This is a genomic window from Burkholderia sp. MSMB1498 (genome assembly GCF_001526245.1).
Classification (GTDB): domain Bacteria; phylum Pseudomonadota; class Gammaproteobacteria; order Burkholderiales; family Burkholderiaceae; genus Burkholderia; species Burkholderia savannae.
Genome location: NZ_LOYJ01000066.1, coordinates 186,515 through 210,364 on the forward strand (window position 1 = coordinate 186,515; position 23,850 = coordinate 210,364).

Here is a 23,850-nt window from a genome sequence, read left to right on the forward strand (position 1 = left end):
GATGGGCATCACCGTTCGTAATCTGCACAAGCGCTTCGGCGATTTCACCGCGCTCGACGACGTCACGCTCGATTTTCCGGCGGGCGAGCTTGTCGCGCTCCTCGGGCCGTCCGGCTGCGGCAAGACGACGCTGTTGCGCGTGATCGCGGGCCTCGAGCACGCGGATGCGGGGCAGGTCGTGCTGCAGGGGCTCGACGTCGCGTCGGTCGGCGCGCGCGAGCGGCAGGTCGGCTTCGTGTTCCAGCATTACGCGCTCTTCAGGCACATGACGGTGTTCGAGAACGTCGCGTTCGGGCTGCGCGTGAAGCCGCGGCGCGAGCGGCCGGGCGAAGCCGCGATCCGCGCCAAGGTGCATGAATTGTTGTCGCTCGTGCAGCTCGACTGGCTCGCGCAGCGCTATCCGTCCGAGCTCTCGGGCGGCCAGCGGCAGCGGATCGCGCTCGCGCGCGCGCTCGCCGTCGAGCCGAAGGTGCTGCTGCTCGACGAGCCGTTCGGCGCGCTCGACGCGAAAGTGCGCAAGGAGCTGCGCGGCTGGCTGCGCCGGCTGCACGACGATTTGCACATCTCGACGATCTTCGTCACGCATGATCAGGAAGAGGCGCTCGAAGTGGCCGACCGGATCGTCGTGCTCGATCACGGCCGCGTCGAGCAGGTCGGCAGCCCGCAGGACGTCTACGATCATCCGCAAAGCGCGTTCGTCTACGAGTTCCTCGGCGCGGCGAACCGGCTCGACGGCACCGTGAGCGGCAAGGGCTTCGTCGCGCACGGCGCGGCGGATGCGATCGCCGTCGACGCCGATTTCGCGGGCCCCGCGCGCGCGTACGTGCGGCCGCACGACCTCGAGCTCGTCGCGCCCGATGCGCGCGCGAACGGCATCGCGGCCGACGTGCGGCGCGTCGTGCCGCTCGGCGGCTCGGTGCGCATCGAGCTCGCCGCGCGCGCGGGCGGCGTGCTCGAGGCCGAGCTCGATCGCAACGCGTGGCGCGCGCTGTCGCTCGACGTCGGTGACGCGCTTACCGCCGTGCCGCGCGCGGTGCGCGTGTTCCCGGCGCGCTGACGGCGCGCGGCGGGCGACTCGCGCATGCGGATTTCACAGACCAACAAAGACAACGCCTGAGAGGCTACCCATGAACTTTCAACAATTGCGCTTCGTGCGCGAAGCGGTGCGTCAGAACATGAACCTGACGGAAGTCGCGAATGTGCTCTACACGTCGCAGTCGGGCGTGTCGAAACAGATCAAGGATCTGGAGGACGAGCTTGGCGTCGACATCTTCATTCGTCGCGGCAAGCGCCTGACGGGCCTCACGGAGCCCGGCAAGGCCGTTCATCAGCTGATCGAGCGGATGCTGCTCGACGCGGAGAACCTGCGCCGAGTCGCGCGCCAGTTCGCGGACCAGGACAGCGGCCACCTCGTCGTCGCGACGACGCACACGCAGGCGCGCTACGCGCTGCCGAAGGTGATCCGCCAGTTCACCGAGGTCTATCCGAAGGTGCATCTCGCGCTGCGCCAGGGCAGCCCGCAGCAGATCGCGCAGATGATCCTGAACGGCGAGGCGGATCTCGGCATCTCGACCGAGGCGCTCGACCGCTATCCGGACATCGTCACGTTCCCGTGCTATTCGTGGCATCACGTCGTCGTCGTGCCGAAGGGGCATCCGCTCGTCGGCCGCGAGAACGTGACGCTCGACGATATCGCCGAATACCCGATCATCACGTACGACCAGGACTTCACCGGCCGCTCGCATATCGACCAGGCGTTTGCGAACGCGGGCGCGGTGCCGGACGTCGTGCTCACGGCCATCGACGCCGACGTGATCAAGACCTACGTCGAGCTCGGGATGGGGATCGGCGTCGTCGCCGCGATGGCGTACGACGCGCAGCGCGACACCGGGCTCGTCGCGCTCGACACGCAGCACTTGTTCGAGGCGAGCACGACGCGCGTCGGCCTGCGCCGCGGCGCGTTCCTGCGCGCCTATGCGTACCGGCTGATCGAGATGTTCGCGCCGCATCTGTCCGAAGGCGAGATCGCCGGGCAGTTGCGCGAAGCGGCCTGAGTGTGCGTCGGGTGCGCGCGACGGCTCGCGCGCGGCTGCGGTGACGGAGCCGCGCGGCGCGGTTCCGCACGACCCGGCCCGGCCGTCGTGCGAAGCCGCCGCGCGCCGGCGCGCGGTCGCCGGGCCGACTCCAGCTCGCCGCCCGATCGCCGCGTAACGGTTGGGTTGCGTGCGTTCGCTGCGGCGCGTTCGGCGCGCGTCGTTCCTTCGTCGTGCGCCGACAGCACACGCGGCCTGCGCGCGAAATGCGCAGAACGCATCGCCGCGGCCGGCTGGCCGGCCTTCGACCATTCGACCATTCGACCATTCGACCATTCGACCATTCGACCATTCGACCATTCGACCATTCGACCATTCGACCATTCGGCCGCACGCGAGACGGCGGCGCGCTCGCCGCCCCGCGCACGCGGCACGTTTCGATTGTGCCGATCCGGCGTCGCGCTTCCGTTCTGCGCCGCGCCCGCATTTTCGCTGGCCTCCCGCGCACCGCGCCGCGCCGTATCGCGCCGTCGGTCGTTTTTCCGGCCGTTTTCTCCGAACAAACCCTTAATTGCCCGAATCGGCGTTGCGTAACGCGCAGAAAAAGCTGACGATAGGCGCTCCCGATATCAAGAAAAAGGACCGGGATGCGCAGTTTGCGCGGCCGACCATACGCAGGCAGTCACTTCCGTCGTATCCCCTTCGTGGCGCAGATCGTTGAAACGTCGTGTCGGGCCGGTTCGCGCAAACGTTTGCTCGTCGTCAAAACGACACTCGGTCCGCCCGGGACAACAACCACTGCCAGGAGAGTCGCATGGATGTCAGCCTCCGCCGCCGCGTGCTAGCCGCCGCGGCCGTTTGCGTCGCCGTCGCCGCCGCCGGACCGTTCTCGGCCGCCCGGGCGCAGACCGCGCACAAGCCGAAGGTCGCCCTCGTGATGAAGTCGCTCGCCAACGAGTTCTTTCTCACGATGGAGAACGGCGCGAAGGAATACCAGAAACACAACGCGAGCCAGTTCGATCTCGTCACGAACGGCATCAAGGACGAAACCGACACCGCGAGCCAGATCCGCATCGTCGAGCAGATGATCGTGTCGAAGGTCGACGCGATCGTGCTCGCGCCCGCCGATTCGAAGGCGCTCGTGCCCGTCGTCAAGAAGGCCGTCGACGCGGGCATCATCGTCGTCAACATCGACAACCGGCTCGATCCGGACGTGCTCAAGTCGAAGAGCCTGAACGTGCCGTTCGTCGGCCCGGACAACCGCAAGGGCGCGCGGATGGTCGGCGACTACCTCGCGAAGCGGCTGAAGGCGGGCGACCAGGTCGGCATCGTCGAGGGCGTGCCGACGACGACCAACGCGCAGCAGCGCACCGCTGGCTTCCAGGACGCGATTAAGGCGGCGGGCGCGAAGGTCGTGTCGGTCCAGTCGGGCGAATGGGAGATCGACAAGGGCAATGCGGTCGCCTCCGCGATGCTCAACGAATACCCGAACCTGAAGGCGCTCCTCTGCGGCAACGACAACATGGCGATCGGCGCCGTGTCCGCGGTGCGCGCGGCGGGTCGCCAGGGCAAGGTGTACGTGGTCGGCTACGACAACATCAACGCGATCAAGCCGATGCTCCGGGGCGGCCGCGTGCTCGCGACCGCCGACCAGTACGCGGCGAAGCAGGCCGTGTTCGGCATCGATACTGCGTTGAAGGCGCTCGCCGAGCACCGCAAGCAGGCCGACATGACGGGCATCGTCGCGACCCCGGTCGATCTCGTGACGAAGCCTTGACCCGGCGCGGCGGCTTCGGCTCGCCGCTCAAGATCGCCGCGGCGCGGCCGTTATCCGGTCAGAGCGTGACCCCGGCCGCCTCGCGTCCCCGTCCGCGCGGCTGCGCGGATCGCGACAACCGTATTTCATCAGGATCGCGATGGATTCGACCGACCCAGATTCGATGCCCGACGCGCCGACGCTCGTCGTGACGGGCATCGGCAAGACCTATGCCGAGCCCGTGCTCGCCGACGTGTCGCTCGCGCTGCACGCGGGCGAGGCGCTCGCGCTGACGGGCGAGAACGGCGCGGGCAAGAGCACGCTGTCGAAGATCGTGGCCGGGCTCGTCGCGCCGACGGCGGGCGCGATGCGGCTCGCGGGCGCGGCGTACGCGCCGCTGAGCCGCGCGCACGCGGAGGCGCTCGGCGTACGGATGGTGATGCAGGAGCTCAACCTCGTTCCGACGCTCACCGTCGCCGAAAACCTGTTTCTCGATCGCCTGCCGCACCGGTTCGGCGTGATCGACCGCCGGCGGCTCGCCGACGACGCGCGCGCGGCGATGGCGCGCGTCGGGCTCGACGCGCTCGACCCTAACACGCCCGTCGGCGCGCTCGGCATCGGCCATCAGCAACTGGTCGAGATCGCGCGAAGCCTCGCGGGCGAGTGCCGCGTGCTGATCCTCGACGAGCCGACCGCGATGCTGACCGCGCGCGAAGTCGAGCTGCTGTTCGACCAGATCGCGCGGCTGAAGGCGGACGGCGTCGCGCTCGTCTACATCTCGCACCGGCTCGAGGAGCTCGCGCGGGTCGCGGAGCGGGTCGCCGTGCTGCGCGACGGCCGGCTCGTGCACGTCGATCGGATCGACGCGCAGCCGACCGAGCGGCTCGTCGCGCTGATGGCCGGGCGCGAGATCGCCGAGCAGGCGGTGCATGGCGCGCGCACGCCGGGCGCGCCGTGCTTGAAGGTCGAGCGCCTGTCGCGCGGCGACGCGGTGCGCGAGGTGTCGTTCGACGTGCGCGCGGGCGAGATCTTCGGCATTTCCGGGCTGATCGGCGCCGGGCGCACCGAGCTGCTGCGGCTCATCTACGGCGCGGACGAGGCGGACGGCGGCACCGTGTCGGTAGGCGATCCGCCGCGGCCTGCCGCGATCGGCTCGCCCGCGGACGCGGTCCGGCACGGCATCGCGCTCGTCAGCGAGGACCGCAAGGGCGAGGGGCTGCTGCTGCCGCAGTCGATCGCGGCGAATCTGTCGCTCGGGCAGCTCGCGCGCGTCGCGCGCGGCGGCATCGTCGACGGTGCGCGCGAGACGGCGCTCGCCGCGCGGCAAATCGACGCACTGCGGATTCGCGCGCGCGGCCCCGCGCAGCCGGTGTCGGAGCTGTCGGGCGGCAATCAGCAGAAAGTCGCGATCGGCCGCTGGCTCGGCCGCGACATGAGCGTGCTGCTGTTCGACGAACCGACCCGCGGGATCGACGTCGGCGCGAAGTTCGACATCTACGCGCTGCTCGACGCGCTCGCGCGCGAAGGCCGCGCGATCGTCGTCGTGTCGAGCGACCTGCGCGAGCTGATGCTGATCTGCGACCGGATCGGCGTGATGTCGGCGGGGCGGATGGACGCCGTGTTCGAGCGCGGCGCGTGGACGCAGGACGCGCTCCTCGCCGCCGCGTTCGCCGGCTACGCGCGCCGCGACGCGGCGCTGCACGCGCCCGGCGACGCGCGAACCGCCACGTAGCGCGCTTGGCGCGACCGATCCGGCCCGCGGCCGACACCGCACGCCTCAATTCATCGAAGCAGCAACACACAGGACATTCACGATGAACGACCGATCCATCGACCGAAACGCCGGCGCCCGGCCCGGGCAGGCGGGCGGCGTCGCGGCGAAGCCGGCCGGCGTGCGGCTCGGCCTGTCGAACTACATCGGGCTCGCGCTCGCGCTTCTCGCGCTGATCGCGCTCTTCTCGATGCTGAGCTCGCACTTCCTCACGTACGACACCTTCAGCACGATCGCAAATCAGATTCCCGACCTCGTCGTGCTGTCGGTCGGCATGACCTTCGTGCTCGTCATCGCGGGCATCGATCTGTCGGTCGGCTCCGTGCTCGCGCTCGCGGCGTCGGTCGTGAGCGTGGCCGCGCTGCGCTGGCAGTGGCCGCCGCTCTTCGCCGCGCTCGCCGGCGTCGCGGCGGCGGCCGCGACGGGCACGCTGACGGGCGCCGTCACGGTCGGCTGGCGGATTCCGTCGTTCATCGTGTCGCTCGGCGTGCTCGAGGCGGCGCGCGGCGTCGCATACCAGTTGACCAACTCGCGCACCGCCTACATCGGCGACGCGTTCGACTTCCTGTCGAACCCGATCGCGCTCGGCATCTCACCCGCGTTCCTGATCGCGGTCGCGGTGATGGCCGTCGCGCAATTCGTGCTCGCGCGCACTGTGTTCGGCCGCTATCTCGTCGGCATCGGCACGAACGAGGAAGCAGTGCGACTGGCCGGGGTTAACCCGCGCCCGTATAAAATCATCGTTTTCGCGCTGATGGGCGCGCTCGCCGGGCTCGCCGCGCTGTTTCAGATCTCCCGGCTCGAAGCCGCCGATCCGAACGCGGGCGCGGGCCTCGAGCTGCAGGTGATCGCGGCCGTCGTGATCGGCGGCACGAGCCTCATGGGCGGTCGCGGCTCGGTCGTCAGCACGTTCTTCGGCGTGTTGATCATCTCCGTGCTCGCGGCCGGTCTCGCGCAGATTGGCGCGAACGAGCCCACCAAACGCATCATCACGGGCGCCGTGATCGTCGTGGCCGTCGTGCTCGACACGTATCGCAGCCGGCGCGCGCGGGGATAGCAAGAACAACGAACCAGAGAGAAAGGGAATGGCGACGATCAAGGATGTGGCGGCCATCGCCGGCGTGTCGTTCACGACGGTATCGCACGTGGTCAACAATTCGCGGCCCGTGTCGGCCGACGTGCGGGCCAAGGTCGAGCGGGCGATCCGCGAGCTGAACTACGTGCCGTCGGCCGTGGCGCGCTCGCTGAAGGCGCGCTCGACGGCCACCATCGGCCTCGTGGTGCCGAACAGCACGAACCCGTACTTCGCCGAGCTCGCGCGCGGCATCGAGGACCAGTGCGCGCTGTCCGGCTACTGCGTGTTCCTGTGCAACTCGGACGACGATCCCGAGAAGCAGCGCAACTACCTGCGCGTGCTGCAGGAAAAGCGCATCGACGGGCTCATCATCGCGTCGGCGGGCGACGACGCGGTGCTCGCGCACACGCTCGCCGACACGCGCGAGCCGCTCGTCGTGGTCGATCGGAACATCGAGGGGCTCGCGGCCGATCTCGTGCAGATCGACCACGAGCGCGGCGCGTATCTCGCGACGCGGCATCTGCTCGAGCTCGGCCACGCGAAGATCGGCTGCATCACGGGCGCCGTGTCGACCGCGGTGAGCGCGATGCGCGTGCACGGCTTCATTCGCGCGATGGCCGAGCGCGGCATCGACATCGTGCCGGGCGCGATCGCCGAGAGCGACTTCTCCTGCATCGGCGGCTATCACGCGGCCGTGCGCCTCTTCGACACCGTGCGCCCGAGCGCGATCTTCGCGGGCAACGACCTGATGGGGCTCGGCGCGCTGCGCGCGGCGGCCGAGCGCGGCATTCGCGTGCCGGCCGATTGCTCGATCATCGGCTTCGACGACATCGAGCTGTCGCGCTATACGTATCCGGCGCTGTCGACGGTCGGCCAGTCGGTGCGCGCGCTGGGCGAAATGGCCGCGCAGACGCTGATCGAGCGGATCAGCGGCGGCGCGTCGGGCGCGCCGAAGCGCCGGCGCGTCGTGTCGCCGCGCCTCGTGCTGCGCGAATCGACGACCGTCTACGTGGAGCCGGCCGACGCCGGGTATCGCGGATGACGACCGAAATCGAACGGACCGCGCCCGCGAGCGGCGGCAAGGTGATGGTCGTCGGCAGCCTCAACATGGATCTCGTCGTGCGCTCGCCGCGGCTGCCGCGGCCGGGCGAGACGCTCGCCGGCCGCTCGTTCGCGCAGGCGGCGGGCGGCAAGGGCGGCAACCAGGCGGTCGCGGCCGCGCGGCTCGGCGCGCGGGTCGCGATGCTCGGCCGCGTCGGCGCGGACGAGCACGGCGCCGCGTTGCGCGCGGGGCTCGTCGCCGAAGGCATCGATTGCGGCGCGCTGTCGGCCAGCGAGACGGCGACGACGGGCGTTGCGCTCATCGTCGTCGACGACGCGAGCCAGAACGCGATCGTGATCGTCGCGGGCAGCAACGGCGAAGTGACGCCCGAGTCGATCGCCGGGCACGAAGCCGCGCTCGCCGCGGCCGATGTGCTGATCTGCCAGCTCGAGACGCCCGCGGATGCGGTCCGCGCGGCGCTTGCCGCGGGCCGCCGGCTCGGCAAGACGGTCGTGCTGAATCCGGCGCCCGTCGTCGGGCCGCTGCCCGCGGACTGGCTGCCGCTCGTCGATTATCTGATTCCGAACGAAGTCGAGGCCGCCGCGCTGACCGGGCTGCCGGTGCGCGATCCGGCGGGCGCCGAGGCGGCGGCGCGCGCGCTCGCGGCGGCGGGCGCGCGCAACGTGATCGTCACGCTCGGCGCACAGGGCGCGCTCGCGCTGACGGCGGACGGCGCGGCGCGCCACTATCCGGCGCCGCGCGTGGCGCCCGTCGACACGACGGCGGCGGGCGACACGTTCATCGGCGGCTTCGCCGCCCGGCTCGCCGCGGGCGACGCGCCGCACGACGCGATCCGCTTCGCGCAGCGCGCGGCGGCGCTGTCGGTCACGCGCGCTGGCGCGCAGCCGTCGATTCCGACGCTCGCCGAGCTCGACGCATTCGCGCCGGACTCGGCGTGACACGCGCCGCGCGACACCGGTCTTCGTCAGCAAAAAGAAAGAAAATATAGGGCCGATGCACGTGGAGAACAGGATTTTCCTCGGATCAATCGTCACACGGATCAAGTCTTCCTGTCGAAAGCCGTAAACAGGCGAGACGAAGCAAACGTTTCGTCGTCGCGGGCCGCAGAGCGGGCGGCTTGCGTCGTCTTCACGATGCGTCACAGGAAGAACCATGCTGCTGAAGAACATCACGATCAGGTCGCGCCTCGCCGTCACGATGACGCTCCTTTCCCTCCTGCTGTGCGTCGTCGGCGCGCTCGGCCTGTTCGGGATGAGCCGGGCCAACGACGCGAACGAGCAAACCTCGTCGAACCAGTTGCCGAGCGCGATCGACGTCGCGAGCGCCGAGCTGTTCGCCGCCCGCGAGCGCCTCGTGCTCGACCGCGCGGCGCTTCTCGCCGGCACGCCGGACGCCGCGCAGGCGATCGAGCGCGCGCGCGGCATGCGCGGGATCTCCGATTCGTGGTGGAAGAAGTACCTCGACCTGCCGCGCAACGCGCAAGAGGAGCGCCTCGCGCAGGACGTCGCGTCCAAGCGGCAGATCCTGCAGCGCGAGCTCGACGGGTTCGCCGGGGTCATCAACGCGAACGATCGCGACAAGATTCTCGAGTCCGCAAAGCGGATGCAGGTGGTGTTCAACGACTTCGCGCTCGCGAGCGAGGCGTTGCGCGCATTCCAGATCAAGCAGGCGAGCATCAATTTCAACGACGCGCAAAGCGTATATTCGACGAGCCGAATCGCGAGCATCGCCGCGCTCGCGCTCGGCCTTGCGATCTCGGTCTATTGCTTCCTGAGCCTGCGCGCGGCGATCGCGCGGCCGCTCGCCGACGCGCTCGGCCATTTCGACGCGATCGCGGCGGGCGAGCTGCGCCGCCCGATCGTCGCCGCGCGGCGCGACGAGATGGGGCTGCTGCTCGAAGGGCTCGCGAAGATGCAGGCGAGCGTCGCGGACACCGTGCGCTCGGTGCGCGGCGGCAGCGAATCGATCGCGACGGCGGCGCGGCAGATCGCGGCGGGCAACATCGACCTGTCTTCGCGCACCGAGCAGCAGGCGGCGGCGCTCGAGGAGACGGCGTCGAGCATGGAGGAGCTCACGGGCACGGTGCGGCGCAACGCGGACAACGCGCGACAGGCGAGCACGCTCGCCGCGAGCGCGTCGGAGATCGCGAACAAGGGCAATGCCGTCGTGGGCCAGGTGGTCGGCACGATGGGCGACATCAACCAGAGTTCCGCGAAGATCGCCGACATCATCACGATCATCGAGGGCATCGCGTTCCAGACCAACATCCTTGCGCTGAACGCGGCCGTCGAGGCGGCGCGCGCGGGCGAGGAAGGGCGCGGCTTCGCGGTCGTCGCGGGCGAGGTGCGCAGCCTCGCGCAGCGCTCGTCGGCGGCCGCCAAGGAGATCAAGGAGCTGATCGACACGTCGGTCGAGCGCGTGCGCACGGGCTCGACGCTCGTCGACGAGGCGGGGCGCACGATGAGCGAGGTGATCGGCGCGGTGCGGCGCGTGACCGACATCATGGGCGAGATCGCGGCGGCGTCGGAGGAGCAGAGCACCGGGATCGATCAGGTGTCGCGCGCGGTGTCACAGATGGACGAGGTCACGCAGCAGAACGCGGCGCTCGTCGAGGAGGCCGCGGCCGCCGCGCAATCGCTCGACGAGCAGGCGGCGCGGCTGCGCGCGACCGTTTCGGTGTTTCGCGTCGACGACGGCGATGCGCGCGACGCCGCCTCGCAGGCGCGGCCCGCGGCCGGCGCGGCACGCCGGGCGGCGGCGGGCGCGGTTGCGCCGGCGCAGGGCGGCGCGCATTCGGGCGCGACTGCCGGCGCGCCGTCTGTCGCGCCGCCCGTTGTGTTGCCGGTCGCGCCGAGTCAGGCGGCGCCCAAGCCCGCGCCGCCCGCGAAGCCCGCGCATGCGGCCGCGGCCGCGGCCGCCAAGCCGAAGCCGGTGCCCGTGCCGCGCGCGGCGCCGGCCGCCGCGGCGGCCGTGGCGAGCGGCGACGATTGGGAGACGTTCTGACATCGGATGGAGATCGTATCGGACAACGATCTATCCCCAATTAGACTGAACGACAGCGCTTGCCGCCAGCGGGCGTTTTTGCATCGCAAACAGCCGCTCACACGTTCGTCGCGCGGTGGCCGGCGCGCGCTTTCCGATGCGTGGGCGCTCGGCGCGCGACGAGCGCGGCATCGCCATCTCGAAAATCGCCGCGAGCGCGCGTCGCGCGTACGGGCGCGCCCTGGGCGGGCACGTCATGGAACAGGCGCGTGCTGGGCACGCACGTCTTGGACAGACGGGCATGTCCTAGACAGGCACGTCCTGAATATGGACAGATCCCGAACGGAAACATCCCCTGCGGCCGCATTGCCGTTGCCTCCGCCGCGAACGTGCCCGCTCGGGCGACGTACATGTAACCGACACGCACTCGTCGCGCGCGCTCGGCAGCCGTCTCAGCCGGCGCGCCGCGCGTTTCCGCCGCGCGTGCGCCGCAAGCAATCGCCCTCATCGCCGTCAGGGGCATCGCGCCGTTGCGCGCAACGCAAAAAAATTGTAACGGCGCGTTTGCGATGTCGTCGCAGACGACGCGTCGCGCGTATATGGAAAGAAGCGGGAAGGTGGTTCGGCGAGTGCGGGAACGTCAACGGAGGAGACGATCCGCTGCCTGAATGGAGAGCGCCGATGCAGCGTTGGCGCGAAGCGGGAGAACCATTCTAGAGCAGCAGAAAGTGCTTTCCAAGCAGCGTTTTCCGCAATGCAGAGAACTGCAACGGGGCCGTTGAAGTAGTTCGTGAAAAAAAAAGTAAATGGGTTTAGGATGAAATCGAACGGTCCTGCTTCGACACGATCTATACGAAGGCAAGATCGTCTTCAGACTCAGGCGAGGAGGTAGCATGGATATTTATAGCAGCTTCGCGAACCGCTTCGAAAAAACGCGAGAAGAAGAGTTCTCGCTAGAGGAGTATCTCGCGCTCTGCAAGAACGATCCATCGGCGTACGCCACGGCCGGCGAACGCATGCTGGCGGCCATCGGGGAGCCGGAACAGATCGACACTCGCAACGATCCGCGCCTGTCGCGGATTTTCGCGAACAAGGTCATCAAGGTGTACCCTGCGTTCCGCGAGTTTTACGGGATGGAAGAGGTGATCGAGCAGGTGGTCGCCTATTTCCGCCACGCGGCGCAGGGGCTCGAGGAGAAGAAGCAGATCCTCTACCTGCTCGGACCGGTGGGCGGCGGCAAGTCGTCGATCGCCGAGCGCCTGAAGCAACTGATGGAGCGCGTGCCGTTCTACGCGCTCAAGGGCTCGCCCGTCAACGAATCGCCGCTCGGCCTGTTCGACTACGACGAAGACGGTCCGATCCTCGAAGAGCAATACGGCATACCGCGCCGCTATCTGAAGAGCATCCTGAGTCCGTGGGCGGTCAAGCGCCTGCACGAGTACAACGGCGACATCCGGCGCTTCCGCGTCGTGCGCCGCTATCCTTCGATCCTGCGGCAGATCGGCATCGCGAAGACCGAGCCCGGCGACGAGAACAATCAGGACATCTCGTCGCTCGTCGGCAAGGTCGACATCCGCAAGCTCGAGCAATACGCGCAGGACGATGCCGACGCGTACAGCTATTCGGGCGGCCTGTGCCTCGCGAACCAGGGCCTTCTCGAGTTCGTCGAAATGTTCAAGGCGCCGATCAAGGTGCTGCATCCGCTCCTAACCGCCACGCAGGAAGGCAACTTCAAGGGCACCGAAGGATTCGGCGCGATCCCGTTCGACGGCATCATCCTCGCGCATTCGAACGAATCCGAATGGAAGGCGTTCCGCAACAACCGCAACAACGAGGCGTTGCTCGACCGGATCTTCGTCGTCAAGGTGCCGTACTGCCTGCGCGTGTCCGAGGAAATCAAGATCTACGAGAAGCTGATCCGCAACTCGTCGCTCGCCGAGGCCGTGTGTGCGCCCGGCACGCTGAAGATGATGGCGCAGCTCTCGGTGCTCACGCGTTTGCACGAGCCGGAGAATTCGAGTCTCTTTTCGAAGATGCAGGTGTACGACGGCGAGAATCTGAAGGACACCGATCCGAAGGCGAAGTCGTATCAGGAGTATCGCGACTACGCGGGCGTCGACGAAGGGATGACGGGCGTGTCCACGCGCTTCGCGTTCAAGATCCTGTCGCGCGTGTTCAACTTCGATTCGACCGAAGTCGCGGCGAACCCGGTGCACCTGATGTACGTGCTCGAACAGCAAATCGAGCGCGAGCAGTTCCCGCCTGAAACCGAGCAGAAGTATCTGTCGTTCGTGAAGGATCTGCTCGCGTCGCGCTACGCGGAGTTCATCGGCAAGGAGATCCAGACCGCGTATCTCGAGTCGTATTCGGAATACGGCCAGAACATCTTCGACCGCTACGTCACGTACGCGGATTTCTGGATACAGGATCAGGAGTTCCGCGATCACGACACGGGCGAGAGCTTCGACCGCGCGGCGCTCAACGCCGAGCTCGAGAAGATCGAGAAGCCGGCGGGCATCAGCAATCCGAAGGATTTCCGCAACGAGATCGTGAACTTCGTGTTGCGCGCGCGCGCCGCGAACGGGGGCAAGAACCCGGCGTGGGTCAGCTACGAGAAGCTGCGCGTCGTGATCGAAAAGAAGATGTTCTCGAACACGGAGGAATTGTTGCCGGTCATTTCGTTCAACGCGAAGGGCTCGGCGGAGGAGCAGCGCAAGCACGAAGACTTTGTGAACCGGATGGTCGCGAAGGGCTATACGCCGAAGCAGGTTCGGCTCCTGTGCGACTGGTATCTGCGCGTGCGCAAGTCGTCATGACGCGCGCAACGCGACGCCCGCGCGGCCGCGCACGGGCACCTTGAGAGACGTCGCCCGCATTGCGGCAAGTCCGCGTGCGCGGCGTGCGTCCCGGCGTATCGACATTCGAGCGGGAGACTGGGTGTGCTTCATCAAATCATCGACCGCAGGCTGGCCGGCAAGAACAAGAGCATTGCCAATCGCGAGCGCTTCCTGCGCCGTGTCAAGAACTACATTCGTCGTGCAGTGTCCGACGCGGTGCGCGATCGCAGCATCAAGGACATCCAGAGCACGCAGAGCATCACGATTCCCCGCAAGGACATCGCGGAGCCGACGTTCCGGCACGGGCCGGGCGGCCGGCGCGAGCTCGTGCACCCGGGCAACGCCGATTACGTGCGCGGCGACAAGATCCCGCGTCCGCCGGGCGGCGCCGGAGGCGGCGGCAGCCAGGCGAGCAACGAGGGCGAAGGTCAGGACGACTTCGTGTTCGAGCTGTCCCGCGAGGAATTCATGCAGTACTTCTTCGACGATCTCGAACTGCCGCGCCTCGTCAAGACCCACCTGCTGACCGTACCGAGCTGGAAGAACGTCCGCGCGGGCTGGGCGGCGGAGGGCACGCCGAACAACATCGACGTCGTGCGCTCGCTGCGAAGCGCGCTCGGCCGGCGCATCGCGCTCGGCTCGCCGCTCGTCAACGAACTGCGCGAGCTCGAGGAAAAGCTCGCCGCGCTGAAGGAAGAATCGGGCGACCATCGCGTCGAGATCGCGCAGCTCGAGGAGGAGATCCATCACCTGAAGGGCCGCATCTGGCGCATTCCGTTCATCGATCCGTTCGATCTGCGCTACGTGAACCGCGTGAAGATGCCGCAGCCGTCGAGCCAGGCGGTGATGTTTTGCCTGATGGACGTGTCGGGCTCGATGGACGAGCAGCGCAAGGATCTCGCGAAGCGCTTCTTCATCCTGCTGTACCTGTTCCTCAAGCGCAACTACGAGCGCATCGAAGTGGTGTTCATCCGCCATCACACGCGCGCGGAGGAAGTCGACGAGGACACGTTCTTCCATTCGACCGAAAGCGGCGGCACGGTCGTGTCGAGCGCGCTCGAGCTGATGCGCAAGGTGATGGACGAGCGCTATTCGCCGACCGAGTGGAACATCTACGGCGCGCAGGCGTCGGACGGCGACAACTGGACCGACGATTCGCCGAAGTGTCGCAAGATCCTCGACGAGGACATCCTGTCGAAGGTGCGTTATTTCGCGTACATCCAGGTGACGCCCGAAGAGCAGAACCTCTGGCTCGAATACGCGCAACTGGCGCTGTCGCAACCGCATCTCGCGATGAAGAAAGTGGAATCGGCTGCCGACATTTATCCGGTGTTCCGTGAACTCTTTGAAAAGCACGTGGAATCCTGATGACGACTCGCCACCTGCATAACGAAGCGCGCGGCTACGAGCCGCGCCGCAAGAGCGACGAAGCGTCGGAACCCGCCGCGAACGAGCGCGGCGCATCGCCCGACGCGGCGGCGCAGCACCCAGAAGCGCCCGCAAGCGGGCTCAAGGAAGCGCGTATGAACGTTGCCGACCGCAAACCGCTGCCGTGTCCGTCCGACTGGACCTTCGAGCTGATCGAGGAGTACGACACCCACATCTCGCAGGTCGCGGAGCAGTACGAGCTCGACATCTACCCGATCCAGCTCGAGCTGATCAGCGCCGAGCAGATGATGGACGCGTACGCGTCGGTCGGCATGCCCGTCAACTACCGTCACTGGTCGTTCGGCAAGCACTTCCTGTCGACCGAGAAGAGCTACCGGCGAGGGCAGATGGGGCTCGCGTACGAGATCGTCATCAATTCGAACCCGTGCATCGCGTATCTGATGGAAGAGAACACGATGACGATGCAGGCGCTCGTCATCGCGCACGCGGCGTACGGGCACAACTCGTTCTTCAAGGGCAACTACCTGTTCCGCTTGTGGACCGACGCGCACGCGATCATCGATTACCTCGTCTACGCGAAGAACTACGTCGCCGAATGCGAGGAGCGCTACGGGCTCGATCGCGTCGAGGAACTGCTCGACTCGTGCCACGCGCTGATGAACTACGGCGTCGACCGCTACAAGCGTCCGCAGAAGCCGTCGCTCGCGAAGGAATCCGAACTGCGGCGCGAGCGCGAGGCGTACCTGCAGTCGCAGGTCAACGAGCTGTGGCGCACGCTGCCCTCGAGAAAGCTCGAGCTCGCCGAGGAGCAGGAGGAACGCTATCCGCCCGAGCCGCAGGAAAACCTGCTGTACTTCGCGGAGAAGAACGCGCCGTTCCTCGAGCCGTGGGAGCGCGAGGTGATCCGGATCGTGCGCAAGATCGGCCAGTACTTCTATCCGCAGCGGCAGACGCAGGTGATGAACGAAGGCTGGGCGACGTTCTGGCATTACACGCTGCTCAACACGATGTACAACCAGGGCAAGCTCGCGGACGGCTTCATGATGGAGTTCCTCCATTCGCACAGCAACGTGATCTACCAGCCGCCCGTGATGAAGCCGTACTACAGCGGGATCAATCCGTACGCGCTCGGCTTCTCGATGATGAGCGACATCCGCCGGATCTGCGAGGCGCCGACCGAGGAGGACTACAAGTGGTTTCCCGAGCTCGCGGGCAGCCCGTGGCTGCCCGCGCTTCACTATGCGATGCGCAACTTCAAGGACGAGAGCTTCATCGCGCAATATCTGTCGCCGCATCTGATTCGCGAGATGCGTCTGTTCTCGGTGCTCGACGACGACATGCGCGATGCGCTCGAAGTGTCGGCGATCCATGACGACTCCGGTTATCAGTACGTGCGGCAGGCGCTGTCGCGGCAGTACGACATCCATCATCGGGAGCCGAACATCCAGGTGTGGTCGGTCAATACGCGCGGCGACCGCAGCCTCACGCTGCGCCATTTCATGACCGACAACCGTCACCTGTCCAACGACAGCGAGGAGGTGCTCAAGCACATGGCGCGGCTCTGGCAGTTCGACGTGTTCCTCGAGAGCGTCGACGAGACGGGGACGGTACGCAAGCGCTACGAGTGCCCCTACACGGCGCCGGAAATCCGGATCTGACGGCGCGGCGCGCCCGTCGCGCGCCGCGCGGCGATATCGGTGGATATCGGCGATATCGTCGGCGTGGCCCTCGCTCCGGCCGCCGCTTGCGCGGCGCCACCTTGCACGAAACGCGAGCCGCCCGGCTCGCGTTTTCGTTGAATGGCCGGCCGAGCGGAAATTATTTTTTGACATCGGGGCGATCCCGGGCAGCCAGATAGATTACATTTCGCTAAAATCGCCGCCACGCCGAGGTGGAACCGGTATCACCGCGTGCGTCGAACAAGAAGGCGGCAGATCGTCACCGCCAGGCCATCCAGAGAACTTCAAGGAAAAGACCCATCCATGAATGACCAGACCGCCGTCGCCGCCGTCACGCGGCAAGACGTCCGGCGTCGCGTGCTCGCGATCGTCGGCGCATCGTCGGGCAACCTCGTCGAGTGGTTCGACTTCTACATCTACTCGTTCTGCGCGCTGTATTTCGCGCCGGCGTTCTTTCCGAACGGCAACACGACGACGCAGCTGCTCAACACGGCGGGCGTGTTCGCAGCGGGCTTCCTGATGCGTCCGATCGGCGGCTGGCTGTTCGGCCGGATCGCGGACAAGCACGGCCGCCGCGCAGCGATGATGATCTCGGTGCTGATGATGTGCGGCGGCTCGCTCGTGATCGCGGTGCTGCCGACGTATGCGCAGATCGGCGCGCTCGCGCCGTTCCTGCTGCTCGTCGCGCGGCTGTTCCAGGGCCTGTCGGTCGGCGGCGAATACGGCACGAGCGCGACCTACATGAGCGAGGTGGCGCTCAAGGGCCGCCGCGGCTTCTTCGCGTCGTTCCAGTACGTGACGCTGATCGGCGGCCAGCTCTGCGCGCTCCTCGTGCTCGTGATCCTGCAGCAGACGCTCTCGGCCGCCGAACTGAAGGCGTGGGGCTGGCGCATTCCGTTCGTCGTCGGCGCGGCGGCCGCGCTGATCTCGCTGTACCTGCGCAAGTCGCTCGACGAGACGTCGACGAGCGAGTCGCGCAAGGCGAAGGACGCCGGCACGATTCGCGGCGTGTGGCAGCACAAGGGCGCGTTCCTGACGGTGGTCGGCTTCACGGCCGGCGGCTCGCTGATCTTCTACACGTTCACGACGTACATGCAGAAGTACCTCGTCAACACTGCAGGCATGCATGCGAAGACCGCGAGCAACGTGATGACGGCCGCGCTCTTCGTCTACATGCTGATGCAGCCGGTGTTCGGCGCGCTGTCGGACAAGATCGGCCGCCGGAAGTCGATGATCCTGTTCGGCACGGGCGCCGTGATCGGCACCGTGCCGCTGATGCATGCGTTGGGCGGCGTGACGAGCCCGTTCGCGGCGTTCGGCCTCATCGTCGTCGCGCTCGCGATCGTCAGCTTCTACACGTCGATCAGCGGCCTCATCAAGGCCGAGATGTTCCCGCCCGAAGTGCGCGCGATGGGCGTCGGGCTGTCGTACGCGGTCGCCAACGCGATCTTCGGCGGCTCGGCCGAGTATGTCGCGCTGTGGTTCAAGTCGGTCGGCAGCGAATCGAGCTTCTACTGGTACGTGACCGTGCTCTGCGCGATCTCGCTCTTCGTGTCGTGGCGCATGCGCGATCCGAGCAGGGAAGGGTATCTGCGCAACGAGCCCTGATCGCGGGCCGCCGCGCGGCGGGCGAAGGCCGGTTCGGCGCTCGCCGCGCGAAGCGATGTCGAATGCGCGCGACGCCTGCGGGCAGCCTGCGTCGCGCGCGGGAAAGACGGCGTTTCGCGTCATCGCGAAGCGCCGTTTTTTTTTGCGCGTGTCGTGCCGTTCGCGCGCGCGCCGTTATCGTCGCAGCCGATAAGCGTAGCGGATTTGCTTCGTTGACCCGGGCGCACGGGCGCCCCTAGATTCGCTGTCTCGACGGAATTCATGGAGTCGTCATGACACGCGCATCGTTCTTCGGGCGGCGCCCGCTCGCGGCCGTGCTGGCCGCCGCGCTCGCCGCCGCATCGTTTCTCGCCGCGCCCGCGGCCCGCGCCGAGGGGCGCATCCGAATCGCCGAGCAGTTCGGCATCGTCTATCTGCTGCTGAACGTCGCGCGCGACCAGCATCTGATCGAGCAGGCGGGGCGCGCCGAAGGCGTCGCGATCGACGTCGACTGGGTGAAGCTCTCGGGCGGAGCAGCGATCAACGATGCGCTGTTGTCCGGCTCGATCGACATCGCGGGCGCGGGCGTCGGGCCGCTACTGACGATCTGGGACCGCACACACGGCCGGCAGAACGTGAAGGGCGTCGCGTCGCTCGGCAACCTGCCGTACTACCTCGTCAGCAACAATCCGCGCGTGAAGACGATCGCCGATTTCACCGAGCGTGACCGCATTGCCGTGCCCGCGGTGACGGTGTCGGTGCAGTCGCGCGTGCTGCAGTTCGCGGCCGCGCAGCGCTGGGGCGATCGCGCGTACGATCGGCTCGACCGGCTGACGCAGGCGGTCCCGCATCCGGATGCGGCGGCCGCGATCATCGCGGGCGGCACCGAGATCACCGCGCATTTCGGCAATTCGCCGTTCCAGGAGCTGGAGCTCGCGGGCAATCCGAACGCGCACGTCGTGCTGAGCTCGTATGACGTGCTCGGCGGCCCGAGTTCGTCGACGGTGCTGTACACGACCGAGAAATTCCGCCGCGACAATCCGAAGACCTACCGCGCGTTCGTCGCGGCGCTCTCGCAGGCGGCGCGCTACGTGCAGGCGCATCCGGACGGCGCGGTCGACGCGTATCTGCGCGTGAACGGCTCGAAGGCGGACCGTGCGCTGCTGCTGAAGATCGTCAACGATCCGCAGGTGCAGTTCAGGATCGCCCCGCAAAATACGTTCGCGCTCGCGCGGTTCATGCATCGCGTCGGTGCGATCCGCAACGAGCCGAAGACCTGGCGCGATTATTTCTTCGACGATCCCGCGACCGCGCAGGGCAGTTGACGCGCGAGCCGTTCGCGCCGGGCCGGGCGGCTCGCAGGTCCTGCGCGAGACGGCGGGGATGCGAGACGGTGAGATGGCGAGGCCGGGCGGCAAGACGACGGGCGGCCCGCCCGGCCCGCGCGCGGCGTCGCGCCAACGTCAATGCGGCGCGCGCGATATCGATATCGAAAATGCTTCGTTGTGGAGAGCGCCCACGGGCCTTAATCTGAACTCGTAGTTCGTGTGACACCTCCTTGACTGGGATTCTCGCCCGCTTTCACAGCGGGCATTTTTTTGCATCGTCCCGGCGGGAACTCGATGGAGTGCGACGCGTGGCGGCAGAACCGTCAACCCTGTTTTCAAATCCGGCCGACGCGGCGCGCGGGCAGGCGACGAGCGGCAAGCTGCTCGCCGTCGATCGCGTGACGCTCGAATATCGCAGCCGCGAGCGCGCCGTGCGCGCGACGCAGCAGGTCAGCTTCGATGTCTACGGCGCGGATCGCTTCGTGCTGCTGGGGCCGTCCGGATGCGGCAAGTCGACGTTGCTGAAGGCGATCGCGGGCTTCGTCGCCCCCGCCGAAGGCACGATCACGCTCGCCGGCGAACCGGTGCGCGGGCCGGGCGCCGATCGGATCGTCGTGTTCCAGGAATTCGATCAACTGCCGCCGTGGAAGACGGTGCTCGAGAACGTGGCGTTTGCGCTGCGCGCCGCGAAGAAGCTGCCGCGCGGCGAGGCCGCCGAGCGCGCGCGTGCGGCGCTCGACAAGGTGGGCCTCGCCGCGTTCGCCGACGCCTATCCGCACACGCTGTCGGGCGGGATGAAGCAGCGTGTCGCAATCGCGCGCGCGCTCGCGATGCAGCCGCGCGTGCTGTTGATGGACGAGCCGTTCGCCGCGCTGGACGCGCTCACGCGCCGGCGCATGCAGCACGAACTGCTGCGGCTGTGGGACGACGCGCGCTTCACGCTGCTGTTCGTCACGCATTCGATCGAGGAGGCGCTCGTGATCGGCAATCGTATCCTGTTGCTGTCGCCGCATCCGGGGCGCGTGCGCGCGGAGCTCAACAGCCATCGTTTCGACGAGCGCAGCGTCGCATGTGCGGACTTTCAGCAAATGGCCGGCCGGATTCATCGGCTATTGTTCGACGAGCAGGGCGCGCCGGCATGAGCGCGAGTACGAATGCGCGAATCGAGCCGCCCGTGCGCGACGAGTACGAGGTTGCGCTCGCGCCGGTTGCCTGCGCGGCGGGCGCTCGAGCCGGCGATGCGTCAGCCGCGGGCGAAAACGGTGGAGTCGCCGCGCCGCTCGTGCGGCGTTCGACGATTGCGCGTCTGCGTGAGTCCGGATGGCTGCGCAAGGCGCTGATCGCGCTCGTGCTGATCGCCGGATGGGAAATCGCCGCGCGCGCGATCGACAACGATCTGCTGCTGCCGACCTTCACCGCGACCGCGCTCGCCTTTGCTCAGGGCATCGCGAACGGCGAGTTGCCGGCGAAGATCGCGGCGTCGCTGTCGGTGCTGTTGCGCGGCTACGCGCTCGGCGTCGCGAGCGCGTTCTTGCTGAGCGCGCTCGCGGCGACGACGCGCGTCGGCCGTGATCTTCTGACGATGCTGACCGCGATGTTCAATCCGCTGCCGTCGATCGCGTTGTTGCCGCTCGCACTGCTGTGGTTCGGCCTCGGCACGGGCAGCCTGCTGTTCGTGCTCGTGCATGCGGTGCTTTGGCCGCTCGCGCTGAACACGTTCGCGGGATTTCAGGCGGTGCCCGCGACGCTCAGGATGGTCGGCCGCAACTACGGGCTGACGGGCGTGCGCCACGTGGTCGCGATCCTGATTCCGGCCGCGCTGCCGTCGATTCTCGCGGGGCTGCGGGTCGGCTGGGCGTTCGCGTGGCGCACGCTGATCGCGGCCGAGCTCGTGTTCGGCGCGAGCGCGGGCGGCGGCGGGCTCGGCTGGTACATCTTCCAGAACCGCAACGAGCTCTATACCGATCGCGTGTTCGCCGGGCTCGCCGCGGTGATCGTGATCGGGCTCGTCGTCGAGCATGGCGTGTTCGATGCACTCGAGCGCGCGACCGTCAGGCGCTGGGGCGTTCACGCGCAGTAGCGCGTCATCGCGAAAGCGGCGCAAGCGGCGGACGTGACCGGGGCGGACGAAAGACTGCGCGTTTGTCCGCGCTGCGCGTGCGTGTGCAGCTCATCGCGCTATCTTGCCACCGCGCCACCGCGCCACCGCGCTATCGCGCTATCGCGCTATCGGCCAAGTCCCGTCGTTCATTCCGGATCGATGCCGCCGCCATGCGGCCGGCCTCGTCCCGTCGTTCGTTTCGTATGCCGAATCGTCCGCAGCCCTTCATTCGCGGCTCGCTCCGCATTTCTTCATTCGATTGAGCAGCGTCGGAAGCTGACGTTTGCATTTCGCATTGCCTTCGAAGCTTGCATCGGATTCCAAAGTAAATTGTGCGAATGAGGGTTTGCCCCACTGCGGAACGTTTGCGTTGTGCCCGTTATGCAACGTGGAAAGTGTCTCTTTCCGGCGCCGTACCCACGGTGCACAGATCCCACCGCCGTTCTTTCAGGAGACTCTCATGCTGCGTTTCATCCAATCGCTCTTGCGCGACGAGCGCGGGGTCAGCGCACTCGAATATTCGGTGCTGGCCGGCATCGTGGTTGTGGCAGTCGCTGCGGCAGGCGCCATTTTCGGCGGCGGTTCCGGTCTGCCGGAACTGTTTCAGAACATGATCACCAAGGTGACGAGCGTACAGACCAACGGCCATTGAGACGAACGGCCGGCGCCGCCGCTGCGGCGCAGCCGGCCGACTTTCCCCGATTACACGAACGCCGATGATTCTCCCGCTCAAGCTCGTCGCCAGTTGGACGCTCGCGTCGCTCGCGCTCGCCGATCTGCGCACGCGGCGGCTCGCCACGTGCGCGGTCGCGCTCGTCGGCGCGCTGTATTGCGCGCAAGCGCTCGCGGGCGTGCCGGGCGACGGCGGCTTCGCCGCGCATGCGGCGCTCGGCGCGCTCGCTTTCGTGCTGGGCGCATCGATGTTCCGCCTCGGCTGGATCGCCGGAGGCGACGTCAAGCTGGCGGCCGCGGTGTTTCTTTGGGCGGGCCCCGCTTACGCATGGCCGGTCGCGTTCGCGATCGGCACGGGCGGTCTCGCCGTCGGCGCGGTGTGCGTCGCGGCTGCGCGCGCGCCGCATCGGCTCGCGTGGTTCGCGCCGGCGCGCGGCGTTCCGTACGGCGTCGCGCTCGCGGCGGGCGGTCTTGTCGCCGTGTGGGCGCCCGCCGCATGCCGGCTGCCCGCATGCGCCGGATGACAGGTGGCCGACATGTCCCATTTCCTCAAGCTCGCCGGCCTGCTTCTCGTCGCCGTGGTCGGCGCGTTCCTGTTTCGCGCGTTGTATGTCGCGGCGTCCCGGCCGCGCCCGGCCGCGCCGCCGCAACAGGTGCGCGTGCGCGTTGCGGCCGCCGATCTCCCGGCCGGCCTGCTGCTGCGCGACGCCGATCTCGGCTGGAAGACGATGGCCCGCGGCGAGGCGCCCGCCGGCGCGCTGATCGACGGCGATGCGCGCGGCAACGGCGCGAGCGCGGCCGCCGATGCGAGCGCGGCGGCGGCGGGCGATCTGAAGGGCGATCTGCTGCGCCATCCGGCGCGCGCGGGTGCGCCACTCGGCCCCGCCGACGTGATTTCGCCGAGCGCGCCCGGGTTTCTCGCGGCCGCGCTCAAGCCCGGCATGCGTGCGATCTCGGTCGCGATCGACGACGTGTCGGGCAATGCGGGCCTCATTCAACCGGGCGACTACGTCGACGTGCTGCTCACGCAGCAGCTCGCCGCGCCGGGCGGCGCGAGCGTCGCCCCGGAGCGCGCGGTCGAGTCGGAGACGATCGTCGCGCGCGTGCGCGTGCTCGCGGTGGGCTCCGCGTTCCAGCGTCCGAAGGACGACGCCGCGCAGCCGAACACGCGTGCGCGCACGGTGACGTTCGAGGTGAGCTCGCACGATGCGCAGGTGGTCGCGGTCGGCGCGCATCTGGGGGCGCTGTCGCTCGCGTTGCGCAGCTTCGCGACGGCCGATCGCGGCGCGGGCGCCGCGCCGTCGCCCGAGCCGCCCGCGCCGCCCGTGTGGGCGGGCGACGTGTCGCGCGCGCTGCGCGCCGAGCCGCCCACCGCGACGCCCGCGCTGCCGCGCCGCATCGGCGCCGCGCATGCGGGGGGCGAGCGGCAGGTGCTCGTCTATCGCGGCTCGAAGCAGGGCGACGCGGCGAACGCCGGCGCGGGCGCGCCGCTGCCGAGCGGCACACCGCCGATCCCGACGCTGCCGCCGCTGCCGGGCGCGGCGAGCCCGTCGGGCGGCGCGCGTCCGGCGGCATGA

General features: G+C 68.1%; 18 protein-coding genes. All 18 read left to right on the plus strand.

The window, feature by feature from the left end; genetic code table 11:
- The first annotated feature begins 1 nt into the window (after position 1).
- Positions 2 to 1,057, plus strand: a complete 1,056-nt coding sequence (locus WS91_RS13105) for a sulfate/molybdate ABC transporter ATP-binding protein (protein ID WP_038743115.1) — start codon at positions 2 to 4, stop codon at positions 1,055 to 1,057.
- 70 nt (positions 1,058 to 1,127) lie between these two features.
- Positions 1,128 to 2,054, plus strand: coding sequence for a CysB family HTH-type transcriptional regulator (locus WS91_RS13110; protein WP_038743114.1), 927 nt, complete (start codon positions 1,128 to 1,130; stop codon positions 2,052 to 2,054).
- Positions 2,055 to 2,847: 793 nt separating this feature from the next.
- Positions 2,848 to 3,810, plus strand: coding sequence for a sugar ABC transporter substrate-binding protein (locus tag WS91_RS13115; protein ID WP_059670381.1), 963 nt, complete (start codon positions 2,848 to 2,850; stop codon positions 3,808 to 3,810).
- 139 nt (positions 3,811 to 3,949) lie between these two features.
- Positions 3,950 to 5,521 (plus strand): sugar ABC transporter ATP-binding protein, encoded by a 1,572-nt coding sequence (locus WS91_RS13120; protein ID WP_038743112.1) that lies wholly within the window; start codon positions 3,950 to 3,952, stop codon positions 5,519 to 5,521.
- Between the two features lie 82 nt (positions 5,522 to 5,603).
- Positions 5,604 to 6,617 (plus strand): ABC transporter permease, encoded by a 1,014-nt coding sequence (locus WS91_RS13125; RefSeq protein ID WP_038743111.1) that lies wholly within the window; start codon positions 5,604 to 5,606, stop codon positions 6,615 to 6,617.
- A 28-nt stretch (positions 6,618 to 6,645) separates the two neighbouring features.
- Entirely contained in the window at positions 6,646 to 7,677 is a 1,032-nt protein-coding gene (locus WS91_RS13130; RefSeq protein ID WP_038743110.1) for a LacI family DNA-binding transcriptional regulator, read from the plus strand.
- Positions 7,674 to 8,636 (plus strand): ribokinase, encoded by a 963-nt coding sequence (rbsK, locus tag WS91_RS13135; protein ID WP_059670382.1) that lies wholly within the window; start codon positions 7,674 to 7,676, stop codon positions 8,634 to 8,636. The genes WS91_RS13130 and rbsK overlap by 4 nt, the downstream gene beginning before the upstream one ends.
- 214 nt (positions 8,637 to 8,850) lie before the next feature.
- Entirely contained in the window at positions 8,851 to 10,701 is a 1,851-nt protein-coding gene (locus WS91_RS13140) for a methyl-accepting chemotaxis protein (protein WP_059575084.1), read from the plus strand.
- An 872-nt stretch (positions 10,702 to 11,573) separates the two neighbouring features.
- Positions 11,574 to 13,496 carry a PrkA family serine protein kinase gene (locus tag WS91_RS13145; RefSeq protein WP_038743107.1) on the plus strand — a complete coding sequence of 641 codons (1,923 nt, stop codon included), beginning with the start codon at positions 11,574 to 11,576 and terminating at the stop codon, positions 13,494 to 13,496.
- Positions 13,497 to 13,619: 123 nt separating this feature from the next.
- Positions 13,620 to 14,885: a YeaH/YhbH family protein gene (locus tag WS91_RS13150; RefSeq protein ID WP_038743106.1), complete on the plus strand. Its 1,266-nt coding sequence runs from the start codon at positions 13,620 to 13,622 to the stop codon at positions 14,883 to 14,885.
- On the plus strand, positions 14,885 to 16,564 hold the full coding sequence (locus tag WS91_RS13155) for a SpoVR family protein (RefSeq protein WP_038743105.1): 1,680 nt from the start codon (positions 14,885 to 14,887) through the stop codon (positions 16,562 to 16,564). The genes WS91_RS13150 and WS91_RS13155 overlap by 1 nt, the downstream gene beginning before the upstream one ends.
- A gap of 324 nt (positions 16,565 to 16,888) precedes the next feature.
- Entirely contained in the window at positions 16,889 to 18,193 is a 1,305-nt protein-coding gene (locus tag WS91_RS13160; protein WP_038743104.1) for an MFS family transporter, read from the plus strand.
- A gap of 272 nt (positions 18,194 to 18,465) precedes the next feature.
- Positions 18,466 to 19,497, plus strand: coding sequence for an ABC transporter substrate-binding protein (locus WS91_RS13165; RefSeq protein ID WP_059670383.1), 1,032 nt, complete (start codon positions 18,466 to 18,468; stop codon positions 19,495 to 19,497).
- 311 nt (positions 19,498 to 19,808) lie between these two features.
- Entirely contained in the window at positions 19,809 to 20,642 is an 834-nt protein-coding gene (locus WS91_RS13170) for an ABC transporter ATP-binding protein (RefSeq protein ID WP_038743102.1), read from the plus strand.
- Complete coding sequence (locus tag WS91_RS13175) at positions 20,639 to 21,580, plus strand: ABC transporter permease (protein ID WP_059670384.1); 942 nt, start codon at positions 20,639 to 20,641, stop codon at positions 21,578 to 21,580. The genes WS91_RS13170 and WS91_RS13175 overlap by 4 nt, the downstream gene beginning before the upstream one ends.
- A 481-nt stretch (positions 21,581 to 22,061) precedes the next feature.
- Positions 22,062 to 22,253 carry a Flp family type IVb pilin gene (locus tag WS91_RS13180; RefSeq protein ID WP_038743100.1) on the plus strand — a complete coding sequence of 64 codons (192 nt, stop codon included), beginning with the start codon at positions 22,062 to 22,064 and terminating at the stop codon, positions 22,251 to 22,253.
- Positions 22,254 to 22,317: 64 nt separating this feature from the next.
- Positions 22,318 to 22,797, plus strand: coding sequence for a prepilin peptidase (locus WS91_RS13185; RefSeq protein WP_038743099.1), 480 nt, complete (start codon positions 22,318 to 22,320; stop codon positions 22,795 to 22,797).
- A 12-nt stretch (positions 22,798 to 22,809) separates the two neighbouring features.
- Positions 22,810 to 23,850, plus strand: a complete 1,041-nt coding sequence (gene cpaB / locus WS91_RS13190; RefSeq protein ID WP_059670424.1) for a Flp pilus assembly protein CpaB — start codon at positions 22,810 to 22,812, stop codon at positions 23,848 to 23,850.